The organism is Paramicrobacterium chengjingii (genome assembly GCF_011751765.2).
GTDB classification, from domain to species: domain Bacteria; phylum Actinomycetota; class Actinomycetes; order Actinomycetales; family Microbacteriaceae; genus Paramicrobacterium; species Paramicrobacterium chengjingii.
Genome location: NZ_CP061169.1, coordinates 495,608 through 514,448, shown reverse-complemented (window position 1 = coordinate 514,448; position 18,841 = coordinate 495,608). Strand labels below are relative to the sequence as shown.

The window sequence follows — 18,841 nt, the reverse complement described above, 5'->3', positions numbered from 1 at the left end:
CTTATTCTCCTTTGTCATGTGTGAGGTCAACGTCAGAGTGGAGCCGCTCGATCCGTTCGGACAGAGCGTTCCACGTTCCCCAAAACTCATCGCGCTGCCGTCGCCCCTGCGCGTTGAGCGAATACACCTTCCGCGGTGGGCCCTTTTCAGACGGAACCTTCTCAACGTCAACGAGGCCCTTCTGTTCCACCCGCACGAGAAGCGCGTACACGGTCCCCTCGACGAGATCGGAGAAGCCGCGCTCGCGCAACTGGGCCGTGATTTCATACCCATACGCGGAACGCGCGGTGAGAACCGTGAGAACGATGCCTTCGAGCGTGCCCTTCAGCATCTCGGTCATCTGATTACCCATGAACCATCCCTCGCGCTACTCAGTGTCATTGACTACCGGTAAACAGTAACACTAGGTACCGGTACTGAGCAACACTGAATACCGTGAAAGATTCTGAGCCGAGTCACCTTGGGTCGCGGCCCAATCCGTGTCTCCCACACACACGAGCTACGGGTCACGCCATGATGCGCGACTCTCACGCAGCATCGATGACGATGCGTGAATGCGGCTCGGCGGCCCGCCTCGGCGGGCGCTTCCGTTAGCCGCCGCAATCAAAGCGGGCAGAACATGATGTGGAGCCCCACATCGCCGGCCACGGGGTGGCGAAAGCCGCCTGGAATTGTTCCGATTACGGTGAAGCCGAGCGACTCGTAGAGTCTGATTGCATAGGAGTTGGTCTGGGCAACGGCATTGAACTGCATGCCCTGGAAGCCTCGAGCTCGTGCCCAGCGGAGCGAGTCCGAAACAAGCGCCCGCCCGACCCCTGTGCCCTGGTGGCTTGGATCTACCATGTAGCTCGCGCTGGCAATATGGGCGCCAGGGCCAGCTCGATTTGCATACATACTCGCCGTGCCGACCACGTTGCCACCGTCCGCTTCAGCTACGACCACGCGACCCGGTGGTCTCGCCATCCACATCGCCTCGGCCTCCTCCTCGCGCAATTCCGGGTCGTAAGTGAATGTGTCTCCCGCCACCACGATCTTGTGCAGGAATGGCCAGATGGCAGGCCAATCGGCGGTGGAAGCGTCGCGAATCAGCATCTAGCCAGTCTGCTCCCTCGGCCGGTTCCCCGCTAGTCGACGAAACACCGTGAAGCCGACGATTACAACAATGAGGGCGATATCCACCGTCGTACTCACCGTTTTTTCGTCTACTGTCGTTGCAGACGACCCGTTCAAGTTCTCTACATGCTGAAGAGGGCAACTCCAAGGGGTTCGAACAAGACAGGGATGACCACCGACAAGAGAGCGGCAACGAGCGTGCCGACTGTTAGCTCAAAACCGCCGGGCAGATCGTTCGGGCGAAGCACTCCGCGTTGATCGACCCCAACGACGCGATCCACGGGGGTTAGCTCGAGCCTTCTGGCCTTCCGCGAGACGGCTAAGCCTGTGGATAGCCGTTGTTCAGAACATTGGCAGAAAAATAACGCTTTGGTAACTAGACCTTGTTATCTTTCCGTTATATATTCGAAGTGCGTCAGTTGCTTTGCTGTGGCGGCTGACGCGGAATGTGATTGCAGGACACTCTTGGTGCAAGGGAGAGGGCCGGTCGTAAGCCTCTACGACCGGCCCTCAATCTTTGCACTGAGGACATACTCCTGGATCCCCTGCCCGCTGTCGCTCCACTATCCTGAGTCAACGGGAGGAATCCAATGGCTCAGAGATCCACGGCTGTGCATGCCTGGGAATCGCTTTTTCGCGCCCAAGTGCAGGTGATGCGGGTGCTCAGCGATGAGTTCCCGACTCACTCGATCTCAATCACCGAGTACGACATTCTGTTCAATCTCTCACGCGAGCCAGAGCGCTCCGCACGGCTACGACTGCTCAACTCTCGCGTGTTGCTCAGCCAGCCGAGCGTCTCCCGCATGGTCGACCGGCTCGTCGCCCGCGGTTACGTCGAGAAGACTCAAGACGAGAAAGACGGTCGCGGCACGATCGTGCGCATGACAGATGCCGGATACCGTGAGTTCCGCTCCGTCGCCGTCAAGCACATGGAATCGATAGCCAGGGTCATGCAGGCCGCCCTCTCCAACGATGAGCTGACACAGCTCACCGAACTGACGACGAAGGTGCGCACAGCGACCGAAGGTTGCTAACCATCGAATGAGCGGCGCAGCTTACGCGCCGAAATCACAGCCTTGGCCTCGGCTTCGATTTTCTTGTCGATCATCGTTACGTCACGCAGAGGCAGCTGTAATGAATACTCAGCGTGTATACCCTGCTGCAGTTGACGTGCACGCTCAAGCTCTGCTTCGACGCCGATTCCGAAGACGAGCGCCATGTTGCTCAGATACAGCCAAATGAGAAAGACGATGATGCCGCCGAGCGAGCCGTACGTCGCGTTGTAGCCCCCGGAATTCGACACGTAGAGTACGAAACCGACTGTCGTGATCGCCCAGACAAGAAGCGCTGTGATGGCTCCGAGCCCGACGAACCGGAACTTCGACGGTTTCACGTTCGGTGAGAAGTAGTACAGCAGGGCGATGAGCGCGATGGCCGCGAGAACGAGAACGGGCCACTTCGCGATGTTCCACGCGGCAACACTCGCGTCTCCAAGACCGATCACCGACCCGATCAGCCGAGCGACGGGCGCGCTGACGATGAGCAGAATAGCCATGACGGTGATTGCCACGAGGCTCGATGCGGTGAGCAGAAGCACCGTCGCCCGCAATTTGAGCGCCGGGCGCCCCTCGGTGACACCAAACGCGCGATTCGCCGCCCGGGTGAACCCGTCGACATACTTCGACGCCGACCAGATCGCACCAAGAAGACCAAGCACGAGTCCGAGTCCGGCTCCCGGCGATGACATGACCGTGGTGATCGGCCCTTCGAGCGTCTTCGCCGTCTCTTTCGGCGCGACGTCGTTGAGCATCTGAATCAGGCCGGTGCTCACCGAACCATCGGCGTTGACAAGCGACAGAATCGAGACGATTGCGATCAGACCGGGAAAGAGCGCCAGCACGAGAAAGTAGGTAAGCGTCGCCGCCACATCAGCCGACTTGTTGACGCCGAACATCTGGACTGCATGAACATAGGCGACCCGGATGCTGCGAAAGCGCAGCCGGGTAGGCCGGGCGTGTGCCTCTCGTGACGACTCACTCATCGTCATCACCGCTCAGGGCAGACGCAACGATGTAGACGGCGGCGCCGACCGCCGCGACGCCCACTCCGATGGCGACAGGCACGACCTTCGTGCGAATCGCTGCAACCGTGTCGTCGATGTCTTCTCGCAGCTCATCAATGTTGAGCTGCCGGACCCACGGCCCGATCTCGCCTGTTCGCTTCTCCCGATCAGTCGGAAGAACCATCGCCCGCCCCGCGTGTTCTGCCATACCGTCACGCTATGAGCATCTGCGCGCCGTGGCAAGCCTCGCCCCAGCGCGTCCGTTCAGCGCAGGGCGACCTGGCGCTGCGTCTGCGCGGCAAGGAACGAACGCATCTGTGCCAGATGCAATCGCTCGATGCCGTGCTCATACACGGTGGTGAGCTTGAGCGAGGGAGTGCCGACGGTGGCGTCGTCGACCATTCCTCCATGTGCCATCACCGCTTCATCGTCGACCCAGATGAACGGAGCCGGCGTCATGTCCTGGTCGGCGATGATGCTCTGAGCCTTCCACCAGCCCCGCCCTCGGTCGACGCTGACCGCATCGACATCCATGATGGCGCGACCCCCGAAGAGCCCACCGAGAGCCGGCGCGAGTCGCGTCATCGACGCATGCATCTCGTTCCACGTCGACAGCCACACGAGCTCGACGTTGAATTCGTCGCGCAGAGCGTCGAGCTCTGCGACCACCTCGGGAGCCCACGTGAGGGGCATGCGGCTCATCATTCCGCCGCCGTACTCTATTTGCACACGCGTTGACTTCACCTCGGAGAATGGTGGTTCGTCTGCGTTGATTGCTCCATCGACATCAAGGTACAGACGCGTCTGGATATCAGAGGTGGGCATGGTGCTCCTCGCCGGTCTCGGGTGGAAGCTCAGTTAATCACTTGGCACTGACACGGGCCTGGATTCAGCTATGAATCAGCCATGCATCGGTTCGTTGTCAGAGAACACGTGCGGCAGGATGGATGCTATGACACGAGCGCTTTCCGGACGGAACATCACACTGCGGCACGGCGAATACGCGGCATCCATCGCCACGATCGGCGCAACGCTGCGCGAACTCACGTATGCCGGGCGCGACCTGATTGTGCCGTTCGCCGAGAGCGATGTGCGGCCCGCGTACCGTGGAGCAACACTCGTTCCATGGCCGAATCGCGTTGTCGACGGGCGCTATTCATGGCAGGGCGCCGAGCACCAGCTGGCGCTGACCGAACCGGCGCGAGGTCACGCGCTGCACGGGCTCGGTGCGTGGCTCGACTACGGCATCGTCGAGCAGTCCGAAGCCGCCGTCACGCTCGGAACGGCGATTCCCGCGCAAGACGGCTACCCATTCACGCTCGACATCGCCGTCGACTTTCGCCTTGACGACGACGGAATGCACTGCGCCGTCACGGCGACCAACCGCGGCGACGCAGCGGCGCCGTTCGGTACGGGCCCGCACCCCTACCTCGTGGCAGGGGAAGGCCGCGTCGACGACTGGAGCGCGACAATTGGCGCCGACTCCGTACTCACGGTGACCGATGATCGGTTGATTCCCACCGGAATCAAGCCGGTCGACGGCACGGACTTCGACTTTCGCGAGCCGCGGGTCATCGGCGACACGTTCATCGACCACGCGTACACCCGGCTTGCACGCGACGCCGATGGAATCGCCGCAGTGCAGGTGCGCTCGCAGGCCAGCACCGGTGTGGAGATCACGTGGGATGCCGCATGTCCCTGGGTGCAAGTGCACACAGCAGACCGCGATGATGCGCCCGAGATCAGTCGCATCGGCCTCGCCGTGGAGCCCATGACCTGCCCGCCCGACGCATTCAATTCAGGGACGGACCTGATCACGCTCGACCCCGATGCCTCGGCGACGGCGAGTTGGAGCATCCGCGCCATCTGACGGCAGCACACCGTTCAGCTATTCGGAAGGACCACCCGCCCCCGCGGCGCGTCGCCCACCGACACGCCGCGACGGGCGGCAAGGCTCCGAATGACTGAACAGACTCTTACGCTCGCGTGACGTCGACAACCACGACCGCCCACGAGAGCGCAGGAAGCTGCAGCGTGAGAGCAGACCCGTCGACGGATACACCGTCGAGCGGCGTGAGGCCGACCGGCTGAGCATCCTGCGTATTCGACGTGAACCGGTCGCCCCCCTCGGGCACTGAGAGCACCTCGGCGCGTGAGATTCCGGATGCCGTGAAACCGCCGAGCTTCACCGAGACGTCGCATCGCTCGTCGAGCCCGCGGTTGGCGAGGAAGAACGCCACGGTGCCCGCTTCTTCGTCCCACGTCGCGCTCACGTCGACGGCGTCAGCATCCCCGTATTTGGCGGTGTCGATCTTGTCGCTCTCGACGGCGGTGCGCAGGATGCTGCCGTGGGCGAGCTGCGACATGCGCGCGAATGGCCAGAAGATGCTCTGCCGCCACGCAGGCCCTCCCTCTTCGCTGCGGATCGGCGCGATCACGTTGACAAGCTGTGCCTGGTTGGCGACGGTGACGCGGTCACCGTGTCGCAGCAGCGAGTTGAGGAACGTGCCGACGACGACGGCATCCGTGACGTTGTACTCGTCTTCGATCAGGCGCGGGTGCGTTTGCCAGCTCTTTTCGACGTTGTGCGGCTGGTCGTCGGTGTCGAGTCCGCGCTGATACCAGACGTTCCACTCGTCGAACGAGAGGTTGATGCGCTTCTTCGTCTTGCGCTGGGCGCCGACAGCATCCGCCGTTGAGATCACCGACTCGATGAAGTAGTCCATGTCGACTGCCGTGGCAAGGAAGCTCTTGGCGTCGCCGTCGTGCTCCTGGTAGTAGGCGTGAAGTGAAATGTAGTCCACCTCGTCGTACGCGTGATTCAACACGGCGTGCTCCCACGAACCGAACGTGGGCATTCCCGTGTTGGAGCTGCCGACTGCGACGAGCTCGATCGACGGGTCAACGAGCTTCATCGCCTTGCCCGCCTCTTGCGCGAGACGCCCATACTCGTCCGGCGTTTTGTGGCCGATCTGCCACGGTCCGTCAAGCTCATTGCCGAGGCACCAGAGTTTGATGTCGAAGGGCTCCTCCGCGCCGTTCTTGCGTCGCATGTCGCTCCACGCGGTGCCCCCGGGGTGGTTGGCGTACTCAACAAGTGCGCGAGCAGCATCCACTCCCCTGGTTCCGAGGTTGATGGCCTCCATCACCTCGACGTCGGCCTCGCGCGCCCAGTCGACGAACTCGTGTAGACCGAAGGCGTTCGTCTCGATCGTGTGCCAAGCGCCATCGATGCGCGTGGGACGCTGCTCAACCGGGCCGACGCCGTCTTCCCAGTTGTAGCCCGAGACGAAGTTGCCTCCCGGGTAACGCACAATCGTCGGGCCCATCTCTTTCACGAGCTCGAGAACGTCGCGGCGAAACCCGCGCTCATCGGCCTGAGGATGCCCCGGCTCGTAGATGCCGGAATAGACGCAGCGTCCCATGTGCTCGACGAACGAGCCGAAGATGCGCCGAGGCACATCGCCGACACGGAAGTCGCGGTCGATGGTGATGCGAGCGGTGGTCATGTGTCTCCTTGTGTGGTGCGGTCGGGTCACGTGGGCTACTGTCCACCGAAGCCGGTGGTGGAGATGCCCTTGATGATCTGGCGTTGGAAGAAGAGAAAGACGACGATGAGCGGCAGTGCGGCGAGAATCGCCATGGCCATGTTCTGCGCGTACTGAATGCCGTAGGCACTCTTCACCGTCTGCAGGCCGACAGGCAGCGTCATGAGCTGCGGGTCGTTGATAATGATGAAGGGCCAGAGGAAGTTGTTCCATGCCCACACGAACACGAAGATCGACACCGCCGCGAGAATGGGTCGCGACAGCGGCATCACGATCGAGATGAAGACGCGCAGTCTGCTGGCGCCGTCGACCCGTGCCGCTTCCTCCAGCTCAACCGGAATCTGGTCGAAGAACTGCTTGAGAATCAGCACGATGATCGGTTGCACCACCTGCGGCAGCATGAGGCCCCAATAGGTGTCGACGAGGTCCATCGCGAGCATCTCGTAGAAGAGAGGAACGATGAGAACCTGCGGCGGCACCGCGATCGCCGCGATCACGACGATGTACACGGCCTTGTTGCCCCTGAACCGTATGCGCGAGAACGCGTAGGCGGCGAGCGCAGACGTGAGCACGGTGATGAGCGTGATCAGCGCTGACGTGAAGAGGCTGTTCCACGCCCAGGTGGGAACATTGCCCTCGGCGAGAACCTTGGCATACGCATCCAATGTGAAGCCGTGCGCTGGCCAGAGCGACGCCGAAGCGGCATCCGTCTCGCTTTTAAGCGATGTGACGATCGCCCAGACGAACGGCAGCAGCCACGCCACCGCCAGCACGATCAAAACGACGAGGGCGGCGATGCCGGCCGGGCCGAGCTTTGTGCGCCTTTTCGGAGCGATGGATGCCGCGTTGCGGGCAGTCGCGGGTACGGTCATGTGTTGGGTCTCTGTCGACATGTCATGCGCTCCTTCGCGCCGTGATGCGGAACTGGATTACCGAGACGATGATGATGAGCACGAAGAAGATGTATGAGATCGCCGACGAATACCCAAAACGGAACCCGGTGAATCCCGACTCGAAGATGTACTGAATGGCCGATCGCGTCGTACCCGCTGGGCCTCCCCCGGTCATCTGATAGATCTGGTCGAATACCTTGAGCGACGCAAGCAGCTGCAGAATCACAACCATGATCGTCGTCGATCCCAACTGCGGGATCGTGATGGAGGTAAGGGTGCGCCAGCGGCCGGCCCCGTCGAGCGACGCTGCCTCATACTGACTCTCCGGAATGTTCTGGATTGCCGCGAGGTAGAGAAGAAAGTTGAATCCGATTGTCCACCACACGGTCGTGACGACGACCGAAAGCATCGCGAGGTCGGGGTCTTGCAGCCACGTGACCGGATCGATGCCGAACCATCCGAGGATGGCGTTGAAGAGCCCCAGCTGCGGGTTGTACAGCCATACCCAGATGAGCGATACCACTGTAGAGGCAAGCAGATAGGGCATGAAAAACGACAGCCGCCACAGCCACTGCCCCGGTAGACCGGTATTGACCAGAAGTGCGAGGGCGAGCGAGATGACGACGAGAGGGATTGTGCTGAGCACCGTGAACCATACGGTGTTGAGCATCGACCTCCACATGTCGGGGTCCGCGAGCGCCTCGGCGTAGTTGTCGAAGCCGACGAGGTCACCGCCGGCACCCGTGAGGCTCTGGTTTGTGAAACTCAGATACAGACCCCACAGGATCGGCACGAGCATGAACAGAATGAAGAGGATGCCGAGAGGGGCGATGAACGCCCACCCGGTGAGATTTTCCCGTGGCCTGTTCGACCGCGACACCTTCACAGTGCTGGCGGTGTCAGTCAGGACGTTTTGGGCGGTTTCCGTCGTCACAGCGAGACTCCTTCGTCGTCGCGCAGCGCCTTGCACTGCCGGATGGGGGCGCTCATGCCGTCACCGGATTCGGCTTCGAGAGCAGCGTGTCGATTCGTGAGATGAACGACGCGAAGCCCGCTTGGGGCGTCGTACCACCAAGCATGACCCCTTGGATCGCGTCGAGGAAATAGTTTTGAAAGTCAGAACCTGAGCCTGTGAACCATGCGGGTGGGTCATAGTTGATCAGGTCCGCGGCGTCAGCGTAGTGGGCCTGCGGCAGCAGCTCAGCGTATGCCGGGTCGTCGATGACCGGAAGATAGGCCGGAATGTGCCCAGCGCCCGCCCACTTGATCGATCCCTTCAAGAGCGTCGACATGAACTCGTATGCCGCACGGCGCTTCGTTTCGTCTGGGTTCGACTGGTGCGGCAGCACGAACGCGTGCGAGTCGGCGTACACGGCGGGTGTGCCGAACAGCGTGGGAATCGTCGTCGCGTCAAACGGGACTCCCGCGTCTTGTAGCGTGCGAAGTTCCCAGACACCAGAGAAGAGCATGCCGCTCTTTCCTCCGGCGAATTCCGCGATGCCGTTGTTGATGTCGCTGTTCGTCGCTGCGACAGTGCCGTCGACGAGCTTCGTCATGAATTCAAGCGATTCGATCGCAGCGTCTTCGTCGAACTGCGCCGGTTTGCCTGTCTCGAGCACCATGTCTGCGCCGTGCTGCTTGTAGAACGTGTAGAACAGCCGCCAGAGCTGGGCTCCGTCATTGAGATAGCCCCATGAGAGACCGTGCTGACCCGTGACCGCTTGCATCTCGAGCGCCATGTCGATGAACTCGTCTGGTGTCGAGGTATCGATGAGCGTGCCGTCAGACTTCAGCACGCCGGCTTTGTCGGCCACCTCTGTATTGAAGAAGGTAATGAACGGGTGCGAGTCGAGGGCGACGGAATAGAGCGTGTCGTCGGTGAAGCCCTTCTCCCAGATGCGCGGTTTGAAGGTGTCTTCGCTGACACCGAACTCGGCGAGCAGATCGAGATCCCAGGGGTCGAGCAGTCCACCGGGCGCCCAACCGGTGACACGGCTGGCGTGCATGATCGCGATGTCTGGTGCACGACCGCCCGCGGCCGCCATGGCGAGCTTTGTGTAATACGGTGCGCCCCAGGCGAGCACCGTCTGGTCGACGGAGACGTCTCCGAGTTCCTTCTCGACATCGGCGACGAGTGTCGCCATGGTGATACCGTCGCCGCCGCTGAGCAGATGCCAGTAGCTGAGGTTGGTGACTCCGGATGCTGCAGCCTGCGTGCAGCCGCTCAGGGCGGGCGCTGCGAACGCTCCGCCCAACAGCACTGCCGCGCCGGTCAGCATGCGGCGCCTCGAAAAGCCCGGACCACCGCCCGGCTGACGAGATCGTGTCATGAACATCACTCCTTCGTGCTGGACACCATCGTGGATGTCCCATCATTACATCGATGTAATGGATGGCGCAAGACCCGATGTGAGACTCAATTGCAACTCGGGGCGCGAACGCTACCGCCCTGTACTCTCACGCACCACTAAGCGGTACGGCACCCGCGTTCTCACAGGCTCGAGTGACTCGTCGGCGAGGCGCTGCTCCAGTCGCTCAATGGCGAGCTTCGCCAACTCGCGACGATCGAAGGTAACTGTGGTGAGCGGCGGAACGGCGTACGGACTGTCCACCGTGTTGTCGAAGCCTGCTACCCGCACGTTTTCGGGCACTCGAAGGCCGTGTCTCCACAGCACATTCAGCACGCCGATTGCCATGGTGTCGGTGAAGCAGAACACCGCATCGGGAACGGCACCGCCACCATCGAGAAATGCCGAGAACGCGGATGCTGCTCCCGCCGCAGTCCAATCGCCGCAGCCAATCTCCAGCTCTGCATCGAGCGGCAGCCCCTCTTCTCGGAGGGCATCTCGGTAGCCTTCCGTGCGCTGACGCGAGGTTGCGGTCTGAAACTCGGAGGCTGGTGATCCGACGACGGCGATCCGACGACATCCCCGCTCGATGAGGTGCCGCGTCATCTCGTAAGCGGATGCACGACTGTCGACACCGACGAGGTCGACAAGGCTCTGCTCGACCTCCCCGATGAGCACGAGAGGTGGCAGGTTTCGCGCCTGCGCGATAACGCTGTCTTCCAGAGTGATCGGGTTGAGTATGAGCCCGTCAACCAGATGGGCGCGCGCCCGTGACAACAGCTCGATCTCGCGCGTCGGCTCGGCGCCCGTTTCTTCGACCTGAATTGCCCACCCCCGCGAGTGCGCGACCTCGACGAAAGCGCCGACGGTTTCTGCCGAGTACTGCGTCGACAAGTGAGGCAGCGCGAGCGCCAGCACGCCTGACCGCCCGTTGCGCAATCCACGTGCACTGAGGTTTGGCACGTAGTCAAGCTCTGCCATCACCTGCTCGACGCGCTCGCGTGTTTCAGGGCGTACGAAGACGACGCCGTTGATGACATTCGACACCGTTTTGGGCGACACCCCCGCCCGCGACGCTACATCACGCATTGTCGCTCGCATGCACACAGCATAATCGGCGGCAGGAGTGGCGGCGCATTCGCCATAGCGCTGTGCGCCAGCATCCGGCATGATGAGACGCATGACACGAGTGCTCTACATCGGCGGTTCCGGCGTAATCAGCTCGGCGTGTGTGCGCGCCTCTCTGGGTCGCGGTCACGAGGTGACTGTGCTCAATCGGGGGCGCAGCACCGACCGACCGCTGCCCGACGGCGTGGAGCAGCTGACTGCGGACGCCGGCTCGCCAGCATCCATTCGTGACGCCATCGGCAACCGCGAGTTCGACGCCGTCGCGCAGTTCGTCGCGTTCTCGCCCGAGCAGGTGGGCCGCGACGTCGAGTTCTTCGAGGGGCGCACGGGGCAATACGTGTTCATCAGCTCGGCGTCCGCGTACCAGACTCCGCCATCGCGACTGCCCGTCACCGAGTCGACGCCGCTGCGCAATTCGTTCTGGCAGTATTCGCGCGACAAGATCGCCGGCGAAGACCTTCTTGTCACGGCGTACCGCGAGCGCGGGTTTCCGATCACGATCGTTCGCCCGTCGCACACCTACGATCGCACGGGGCTTCCAACGCTCGGCGGCTGGACCGACGTCGCCCGCATGCGCGAGGGAAAGCCCGTCGTTGTGCACGGCGACGGGACGAGCCTGTGGACGCTGACGCATAATACCGACTTCGCTGTCGGGTTCAGCGGACTGCTCGGCAATCCGCTGGCGATCGGAGAGGCGTTCACGATCACCAGCGATCACTCGCCGACGTGGAACCAGATCTACGAGTGGCTCGCGGATGCTGCCGGTGCACCTTGCGACATCGTTCATGTCACGAGCGATCGCATCGCTTCTGCGCTCCCGGAGCTTGGCCCTGGCCTGCTCGGTGACAAGTCGCATTCGATGGTGTTCGACACAAGCAAACTGCGCGCGCTCGTACCAGAATTTGGCACCACTGTGCCCTATTGGCAGGGTGCCCGCGCGCAGATCGAGTGGCTCGACGCACACCCGGAGAAGCAGAAGGCGGATGCCGCCCTCGACGCGGTCTTCGACCGCCTCGTCGCCGAGGCGCGAGGCTAGGTTCTCTCCGACAATGGGGTTGGTACAAGCTAGATCGAGAGACTGAGCTCATTTCGCGCTGTCAGGTTCTGTCCGTTTCTCGATACTCTCAACGGTGCCGCAAATTTTGGGGCCACGCTAACGAATCGTGGCGTCGAAGTCATTAGTCCGCAACTCAACTTCCATGTCACTCCGGGCCTCTCGCACGAACGCGATAACTTTGCTCTCGCGGAGAAGGCCCCTGCGCGTCGCTGGAACTGCAACGCTGAACGCAGCGACGGGACGGCCACGTACATCGCGCAGGCTCGCGCCGATTGCGCAGACTCCAGGCTCTGTCTCCTCGTTGTTGAGCGCAAAGCCACGGGTACGCACGTCATCGAGCTCGCGGAGAATGCGGGCAAACTCTCGATCGGCCAGATATTCTCCTGCCAGCTCGGCCGAACGGCTGCGATAGAGTCGCTCAACGCTCGCGCGATCGACTTCGGCGAGCAGGGCCTTCCCGCCAGAAGCATCACGCGCATTGAGAACTACACCGGTGCGATCGCCGACCCGCAGCACGTTGGCGGCCTCCACACTGGTCAGGAGCCTGACTTTGCCGCCAACACGAAACATGAGGCTAACGGTCTCATTGAGTCGATCGGCGAGCAGCTCAACATGGGGATAAAGCAGGTCTCGAAGCACCCTCGTCCATGGTGCCTTTGACGGAGCGACTCCGAGCGCCGGACCCGGCGCGTAGGCTCGTGTGTCATCCTGAACGGCGAATCCACGATAAACGAGCATTGCAAGCAGTCGATGAGCGGTCGACGTCGCGATGCCCAGCTCTGCTGCCGCGTCCGAAACACGCAAGTCCCCCGTGTCTCGAATGATCTGGATGAGTCTTAGCGCATGGTCAACCGACGTGATGGCGTACGTTGGTCGCCGGTACACCTTCTTCTCTGTCATAAACCCAATCGGTGTTCGATTACACGGTATCGAAACTCACAGCCTGAGCGATCTGCACGTTCATGACATCGCGTCTAAAGGCTTTCGACATTCTCCACTTCAACTCCTTCAGTGGCTGAAGAGTCAGAAGGATGACTTTTCGCTGTCAGGCTCACACCTCTGGTTTCCTTCGCAATCAGCGCGGCGGCAATTCCAATGCCAACGGCAATCATCCACATCAGGCCGAGAGGCCATGAAGCCCCACCTGTCGTGCCGACGAGAACGCCAGCGATCATGGGCGCAAACCCAGATATTGCGCCACCAATCTGATACCCGATCGATGTTCCTGTGTACCGTACGCTCGGTCCGAACATTTCCGCATACCAGGCAGCAATCGGCCCGTACATCGCAGCGTGGCAGAGGGTGATTACCAGAATTGTGATCGCGCCGATCAGAATGGGGGACCCAGTTTCGAGCACGGCAAAGAAGGGGAAAGCCATCACTATTGCACCGACTGCACCGGCGATATACACAGTTCGCCTGCCGAGCTTGTCAGAGAGCGCTCCGAATGCGGGTACCAACAGAATTTCCAGACCAGCGGCGATCATCACACACGTCAGCAGAAGGCTCTCCGGCAATCCCAGCTCGCTCGTGCCATAAGAAAGGACGAACACCGTGATCACGTAGAAAAGTACACCGTGGCCGAGGTAGAGCGCCGCGGTCAGGAGAATCTCCTTCCAGCCGTGGACCAGAGCCTCCTTGAACGGGATCTTGGCTTTACCCCCGGCCTTGGCCATCTCTGCAAAGGTCGGAGTTTCTTCAATCTTGACCCGTATCAGCAAGCCAACCAGAATCAGAAGGGCGCTGAGGAAGAAGGGAATACGCCATCCCCAGGACATGAAATCGTCGTCGGGCAAAGCAGATACTGCTGAAAAGACTGCGGTTGAGAGTACGAGACCAATGGGGACGCCCATCTGTGGCAGGCCGCCATAGAATCCGCGCTTCTTCCGAGGTGAGTGTTCAACCACCATTGTCGTTGCGCCGCCCCACTCTCCTCCCACGGCGAAGCCTTGAATGAAACGAATAGCCGTGAGAGCAATTGGTGCCCACACTCCGATCGTGGAGTAATTGGGAACCGCCCCAATCAAAACAGTTGCGCACCCCATGATCAGCAGCGTGAGCACGAGCGTATTCTTTCGGCCGACGCGATCTCCAAAGTGCCCGAATATGATGGCGCCGATAGGCCGTGCTATGAAGCCCACAGCAAATGTCGCGAAGGCGGCAAGCGTCCCGGCCACGGGAGAGAAACTTGGAAAGTACTGGGTGCCGAAAACGAGTGCTGCGGCCGTTCCGTATATATAGAAGTCATACCATTCGATCGCGCTGCCGATCAGAGCGGATATTCCGACCTTTTGGATTCCTGCATTCTCAGGCTGAACGTTATCTTGCACGTCGTTGTGTCCTTTCCGGTGAGGATCATGGAGCGTGAGCGAGTCAGCTGTTCACAGACGTGTTTGTCGCCTGGCACAGTCGCCTCGGGTTCCTCCGAGAGGAGAGGTGGCTGATACCGCGACCAGCGGTATCAGCCACAATCTCTAATTGCTCTGCGGCTTTTCGTTCCGAGCGAGAACCGCCCCTTGCTCAACAAGAGTTTTCTGCAATACGTCGATCGGAACATCCAGAACCCCTTGGCCGCGGAGTGCGGAGTGCGCCGCGATCACTCCTGCAGCATGGCCGGTAACCATACAAACCGCTTGTCCTCTGGCGGAACCCGCGGCTTCCTGGTCGGCCCCAATACAACGACCACCGACAGAAACGTTGCTGAGTCCGTTCGGAACTAGTGAGCGACGGGGGATGCCATAAGATTTCGCGATGCGGATGAGGGAGATGCCGCCACCGTCCACTTCGTTCCCTAGCACCGTGCTATTTGGCTGGACATCATGAATGTCGAGTGGATAAGCACCCCGACCAACTTGGTCGCTGAAATCTCGCCCAGAGAGCACATCTTCCTTCGTCAGTGTGCGATCCGTCACAATATGGCGAGACTCCCTTATGCCCACCTGGAACGGCACGGACGAAAGCCAGCAATTTTCGAAGCCGGGCACATACTTGCGGAGAAACCGAAAGCTCTCCAAGACCTGGAGCCGAGTTTCTAACTCGGCACGAGAGACTTCGTCCGGATCTGTACCGTCTACCCCGTGGACGCGGGTGACATTGATGCCGACCTCGTTGTTCCACGGGTACGTGTAGATACCAACGGCATTTCGTGTGATGGTGAATTCTCCAGCTACCCTCGCCTCACTAATGAGATTCTCAAAGGCATGAAAATGAATTCCCGGGGTATTCCGAATGAACTCCATCGAATAGGTTTCCCCAGACCAGCCGGGCGGGGTTCTATACTCCTCGGGGTGTGCTTCGAGGTAATCCCAGACTCGCTCAATGTCGACGCCGCTCACCTTGTAGATGTTGCTCACCGGCTGTGGTGGCGCTGAGACCTCTCCACTTCCGAAGACGAAATCGCCTCCGGCCAGCGCGACGAGATCGGCATCGCCGGAACAATCCACAAAACTCTTCGCTCGGATCGTGCGAGTGCCGGCCTTGTTCGCAACGAGAACCGATGTAACGTCGTCTCCCTCTGTTTCGGCATCGATAACCGTCGAGTGGAACAAGAACTCGACGCCAGCGTCACTGGCCATCTGCAAGAGAAAGATCTTTGCGACCTCAGCGTCTTGCGAGTTGAACGCCCCAAACAGCGAGTCCGTAATTGGAGGAGTCGCGAATCCCTCATTCACGAGGTCGAGGATGAGTTTTCGACCGAGTCCCCCGAGAGCCCAGTAGCCTTCGTGATCTAGCGTTCCCAGCATGTGCATGCCGAGAGACAGTATGCCTCCCAGATAGCCCTGCTTTTCAATTACCAGAGTCTTTGCGCCCGTCGTCGCTGCAGCAATTGCTGCGAATGACCCAGCTGTTCCTCCTCCGACAACCACTACGTCGTAGTCGGTGCTCATAAGCAGCCTCTTTTCTACTATCCGAAATCGTATTACTGCTAGTCGATAATCCTTCGGATTCTGCGGCAGAAAATCAAGGAATTCGGGGCCACGAGAGGGCATAAGTCTGGCAACCAGAAAGTAGTTGCGTAGTGGCGGACGCTTCTTCATCATTTGCATTCGTATCGAGCAGTGAATGCGGGCGGAGTCGAGCCGGATGGCCCCTTTCGACCCCAGCTTCGAGCTGTGACGTCGGCGGATCAGACTACGTTCGCGCACTGACTGGCAGCTGTGCCCGAAACCGAGTTGCCGGTGCCTTCCACTGCACCGTTGCCCGTGCAGTTGAGATCGCCTGCGACTGTATTGTTCTCGACGGTTCCGTGCTTGCTGCCATCAACGGTCAGGGTCGCCCCAACCGAGTTCTGCGTGACGACAGCATCAACGTTTCCTGCCATCTCGAGGTCGCCCTCCACCGTGCTATCTGTTACAACGACGCTGTCTGCGCCCGTGATGGATGCTGCGCCGGTGACCGTTGCCCCGATGAGCTTCACAACCCGTTGTGTGGCGAAAACGATGTTGCCGTCGATCTCGGTGTTCTCGAGCACGCAGACGTCGTCGGATCCAGACGAGCTCTCGGCCGCACACAGCTCTTCTGCGTTCTGCTCGCCGACGGCGACGTCCGTGGCCGATGGCGCGAGGCTCTGCGGAACGGACGGCGTCTTCGTCGGGCCGGCCTCGGAGTCGGCGGGTGCGCAGCCGACGAGTCCGAGAAGCGCGAGTGCGGCAAGTGCGGTGGCGAAAGCGTGGCGACGAATAGCGGTACTCCTCGAAGGTTGCACTCAGAACGGCGGTCGTCCGTCAGTGGCTGCCACAGCAGCATCCGGTTCACCCTAGCGAACTGCATTGACTGTTTCTGCAACGATCGATCGGCGCGTCACGGGCTTCTTTCCAGCGAGAATGCTGACCACTGATCGAGCTGAAACGGTCACCGCAAGTGATCATCTGGGCCCAGATCGCGCAACATCAGCGAGAATCGCCTGAGAATCTCACGGAGGCGATTGTGACCAAGATCATCACCCAGCAGGCCGGCCGAAACCGAAGGCTCCGCAGCGCGATCGCTGTCGGACTTGCTCTGACCGTCGCGAGTGTCACCGCGTGCGGGCAGGGCCCGGCGGCATCCGAGCAGGTCAACGCGTCAGACGACGGGCCGGCGTTTCCTTTTCTGGATGCCGGTGACGGCGTCGCGATTCGCGACGGCGACGACTGGAGCCTTCCAGCGGATGCGGGTGTGGCGGCAAACTCAGGGTTCTTCTCTGAGGAGGCGTCCCCGTCTGACCACGTGTATACGCGCTCCGTCGATGTGTCGTGGGGGCAGATTCAGCCGGAACCGGGCGCCCTGGACCGCGAGTCGAGCGGCACGGCTCAGGACATGAGCTTCGAGCCGCTCGATGAACAGCTCGAGGGCCCGGACACCTTCTGGATGCGCGTGTTCGCGAGCGGCGAGGAGTGGGCCCCGCAGTGGGTCGTCGACGATTGCGGGGTATCGACATATGGCCCCGACTACGACGGCCAGCGGCATCTGCCGATCTGGAATGAGTGCGTGTGGGGTCATCTGATGGACACCTACCAGACGTTGTTCATCGACAGCGGCCTCGCCGACGATGAGCGTCTCACCTTCGTCTATGTTCCGGGTGCGTTTACCTGGGCCGAGTTCGACTATGAGATGATCACCGCCGCCGTCGACGCGGGAGATCTCGACCTTGAGACGTATTTGTCGTGGTACGGCCACGCCTGGACCGACCTCGCCGACATGTTCGGCGACAACGCGAACAAACTTGTCTTCACCGGCGAAGACTACCCGTGGGGTCCCTTCGGCACCGATGACGACCTTCTTGCGAAGCAGGCTGTCGATGCCGGACTCGGCATTCGCACCGGCATTACCGAGCTTTCGAACTTTCATTTGAGCGAAGCTCCTGCCTACGGCTCGCACATTCTGCCCAACGGTCACATGTCGCTCGACGATACGCTTCCCGTGCACGATGGAAGCCGCATTGTCGCCACCGAGAACGAGTGCTACAACGAGTGCGGGTACGAGACCGACGATCCGTACTACGCGGTGCGGCAATCGAATCTCAAGGCTCTGCAGCTGCAAACGAACTGGATCTATGTGGTTCCGGAACCGTCGTATTTTGCCGAGTACCCGAAGCTCTGGGACTGGGTGCGCCTGTCGATGGGACACACAGCGCAGAACTCACCGGATGCATGGGCTGCACTGCGCGATGCTGAAGACACCTACTGGGCAGGCGATGAGACCGGGCCGTTCAACGGCGAGTGGCAGACCCGGCCTTGGGTGCGCAATCTCGAACGCTGGCTTGTGCAGGTTGACAAGCCCGGTTCGGTTGCCCACCGCTCAGACGCAGACGTACACACTGAAGTGTTCGAGCCAGACAACGGAACGGCGCACGAAGGGCTAGTGACGGATGCCGCGAACGGCGACACCGGCTTCGTCTTCGAGCTCGATGCGCGGTTCGCCGCGGCATCCTCAGAATCATCGAGCCCTGTAGTGAAAGTGACGTACCTCGACTCGGGTTCTGGAGCGTTCACCGTGGATGTCGGCGACTGGTCTTCACCAGACATCGAGCGCACGGGTGACGGCCAATGGAAGACGGCGACGATCGCGCTTCCCGACGACGCGTTCAGCGACGACGACACGACATTTCGGGTGTCGCTCGGCGACGGTGCAGACGATCTGACTGTGCGGTTCGTGCGGGTGGTGAAGGCGTGAGACAGTGGAGAAATGGTTCACAATCCGGAGAAAACGAAATC

General features: G+C 61.0%; 18 protein-coding genes. 4 read left to right on the top strand and 14 right to left on the bottom strand.

What is annotated here, in order from left to right; genetic code table 11:
• Window position 1: 1 nt before the first annotated feature.
• Window positions 2-352 carry a PadR family transcriptional regulator gene (locus HCR76_RS02585; RefSeq protein ID WP_166984947.1) on the bottom strand — a complete coding sequence of 117 codons (351 nt, stop codon included), beginning with the start codon at window positions 350-352 and terminating at the stop codon, window positions 2-4.
• A gap of 251 nt (window positions 353-603) precedes the next feature.
• A complete protein-coding gene (locus HCR76_RS02580) occupies window positions 604-1,092 on the bottom strand; it encodes a GNAT family N-acetyltransferase (protein WP_166984949.1) in 489 nt (162 codons plus the stop codon).
• Between the two features lie 611 nt (window positions 1,093-1,703).
• On the opposite strand from HCR76_RS02580, the gene HCR76_RS02575 reads away from it, so the two are divergent.
• Window positions 1,704-2,147 carry a MarR family winged helix-turn-helix transcriptional regulator gene (locus HCR76_RS02575; protein WP_166984951.1) on the top strand — a complete coding sequence of 148 codons (444 nt, stop codon included), beginning with the start codon at window positions 1,704-1,706 and terminating at the stop codon, window positions 2,145-2,147.
• Here HCR76_RS02575 and HCR76_RS02570 read toward each other — a convergent pair.
• The 3 genes from HCR76_RS02570 to HCR76_RS02560 are packed head-to-tail and all read right to left on the bottom strand — an operon-like array spanning window position 2,144 to window position 4,000.
• On the bottom strand, window positions 2,144-3,154 hold the full coding sequence (locus HCR76_RS02570) for a YihY/virulence factor BrkB family protein (protein WP_166984953.1): 1,011 nt from the start codon (window positions 3,152-3,154) through the stop codon (window positions 2,144-2,146). The two genes, HCR76_RS02575 and HCR76_RS02570, sit on opposite strands and share 4 nt — an antisense overlap.
• Window positions 3,147-3,383 carry a hypothetical protein gene (locus tag HCR76_RS02565; RefSeq protein WP_166984955.1) on the bottom strand — a complete coding sequence of 79 codons (237 nt, stop codon included), beginning with the start codon at window positions 3,381-3,383 and terminating at the stop codon, window positions 3,147-3,149. Before HCR76_RS02565 ends, HCR76_RS02570 begins: the two co-directional genes overlap by 8 nt.
• A gap of 56 nt (window positions 3,384-3,439) precedes the next feature.
• Window positions 3,440-4,000, bottom strand: coding sequence for an HAD domain-containing protein (locus tag HCR76_RS02560; RefSeq protein ID WP_166984956.1), 561 nt, complete (start codon window positions 3,998-4,000; stop codon window positions 3,440-3,442).
• A gap of 127 nt (window positions 4,001-4,127) precedes the next feature.
• Between HCR76_RS02560 and HCR76_RS02555 the strand changes: the two genes are divergently transcribed.
• The gene (locus tag HCR76_RS02555) at window positions 4,128-5,045 is read left to right on the top strand and encodes an aldose 1-epimerase family protein (protein WP_166984957.1); all 918 of its coding nucleotides are present in this window, start codon (window positions 4,128-4,130) and stop codon (window positions 5,043-5,045) included.
• Between the two features lie 106 nt (window positions 5,046-5,151).
• On the opposite strand, the gene arfA is transcribed toward HCR76_RS02555, so the two are convergent.
• From arfA to HCR76_RS02530, 5 genes are all read right to left on the bottom strand, one after another.
• Window positions 5,152-6,684 (bottom strand): arabinosylfuranosidase ArfA, encoded by a 1,533-nt coding sequence (arfA, locus tag HCR76_RS02550; RefSeq protein WP_166984958.1) that lies wholly within the window; start codon window positions 6,682-6,684, stop codon window positions 5,152-5,154.
• A gap of 35 nt (window positions 6,685-6,719) precedes the next feature.
• Window positions 6,720-7,616 carry a carbohydrate ABC transporter permease gene (locus HCR76_RS02545; RefSeq protein ID WP_244971460.1) on the bottom strand — a complete coding sequence of 299 codons (897 nt, stop codon included), beginning with the start codon at window positions 7,614-7,616 and terminating at the stop codon, window positions 6,720-6,722.
• A gap of 1 nt (window position 7,617) precedes the next feature.
• On the bottom strand, window positions 7,618-8,523 hold the full coding sequence (locus HCR76_RS02540) for a carbohydrate ABC transporter permease (protein ID WP_434063590.1): 906 nt from the start codon (window positions 8,521-8,523) through the stop codon (window positions 7,618-7,620).
• Between the two features lie 79 nt (window positions 8,524-8,602).
• Entirely contained in the window at window positions 8,603-9,946 is a 1,344-nt protein-coding gene (locus HCR76_RS02535; RefSeq protein WP_166984959.1) for an extracellular solute-binding protein, read from the bottom strand.
• A 111-nt stretch (window positions 9,947-10,057) separates the two neighbouring features.
• On the bottom strand, window positions 10,058-11,146 hold the full coding sequence (locus HCR76_RS02530) for a LacI family DNA-binding transcriptional regulator (protein WP_342357129.1): 1,089 nt from the start codon (window positions 11,144-11,146) through the stop codon (window positions 10,058-10,060).
• Here HCR76_RS02530 and HCR76_RS02525 point away from each other — a divergent pair.
• On the top strand, window positions 11,145-12,128 hold the full coding sequence (locus tag HCR76_RS02525) for an SDR family oxidoreductase (RefSeq protein ID WP_166984961.1): 984 nt from the start codon (window positions 11,145-11,147) through the stop codon (window positions 12,126-12,128). The two genes, HCR76_RS02530 and HCR76_RS02525, sit on opposite strands and share 2 nt — an antisense overlap.
• Before the next feature lie 117 nt (window positions 12,129-12,245).
• Here HCR76_RS02525 and HCR76_RS02520 read toward each other — a convergent pair whose 3' ends face one another.
• The 4 genes from HCR76_RS02520 to HCR76_RS02505 all read right to left on the bottom strand — a co-directional run bounded on the left by HCR76_RS02520 (window position 12,246) and on the right by HCR76_RS02505 (window position 16,854).
• Window positions 12,246-13,049 carry an IclR family transcriptional regulator gene (locus tag HCR76_RS02520; RefSeq protein WP_166984963.1) on the bottom strand — a complete coding sequence of 268 codons (804 nt, stop codon included), beginning with the start codon at window positions 13,047-13,049 and terminating at the stop codon, window positions 12,246-12,248.
• A 74-nt stretch (window positions 13,050-13,123) separates the two neighbouring features.
• The gene (locus HCR76_RS02515; RefSeq protein WP_166984965.1) at window positions 13,124-14,479 is read right to left on the bottom strand and encodes an MFS transporter; all 1,356 of its coding nucleotides are present in this window, start codon (window positions 14,477-14,479) and stop codon (window positions 13,124-13,126) included.
• A gap of 144 nt (window positions 14,480-14,623) precedes the next feature.
• Window positions 14,624-16,036, bottom strand: coding sequence for an FAD-dependent oxidoreductase (locus HCR76_RS02510; RefSeq protein ID WP_166984967.1), 1,413 nt, complete (start codon window positions 16,034-16,036; stop codon window positions 14,624-14,626).
• 239 nt (window positions 16,037-16,275) lie between these two features.
• The gene (locus HCR76_RS02505; protein ID WP_166984975.1) at window positions 16,276-16,854 is read right to left on the bottom strand and encodes a hypothetical protein; all 579 of its coding nucleotides are present in this window, start codon (window positions 16,852-16,854) and stop codon (window positions 16,276-16,278) included.
• Between the two features lie 221 nt (window positions 16,855-17,075).
• On the opposite strand from HCR76_RS02505, the gene HCR76_RS02500 reads away from it, so the two are divergent.
• Window positions 17,076-18,800 (top strand): hypothetical protein, encoded by a 1,725-nt coding sequence (locus HCR76_RS02500; RefSeq protein ID WP_166984977.1) that lies wholly within the window; start codon window positions 17,076-17,078, stop codon window positions 18,798-18,800.
• Window positions 18,801-18,841: the final 41 nt, after the last annotated feature.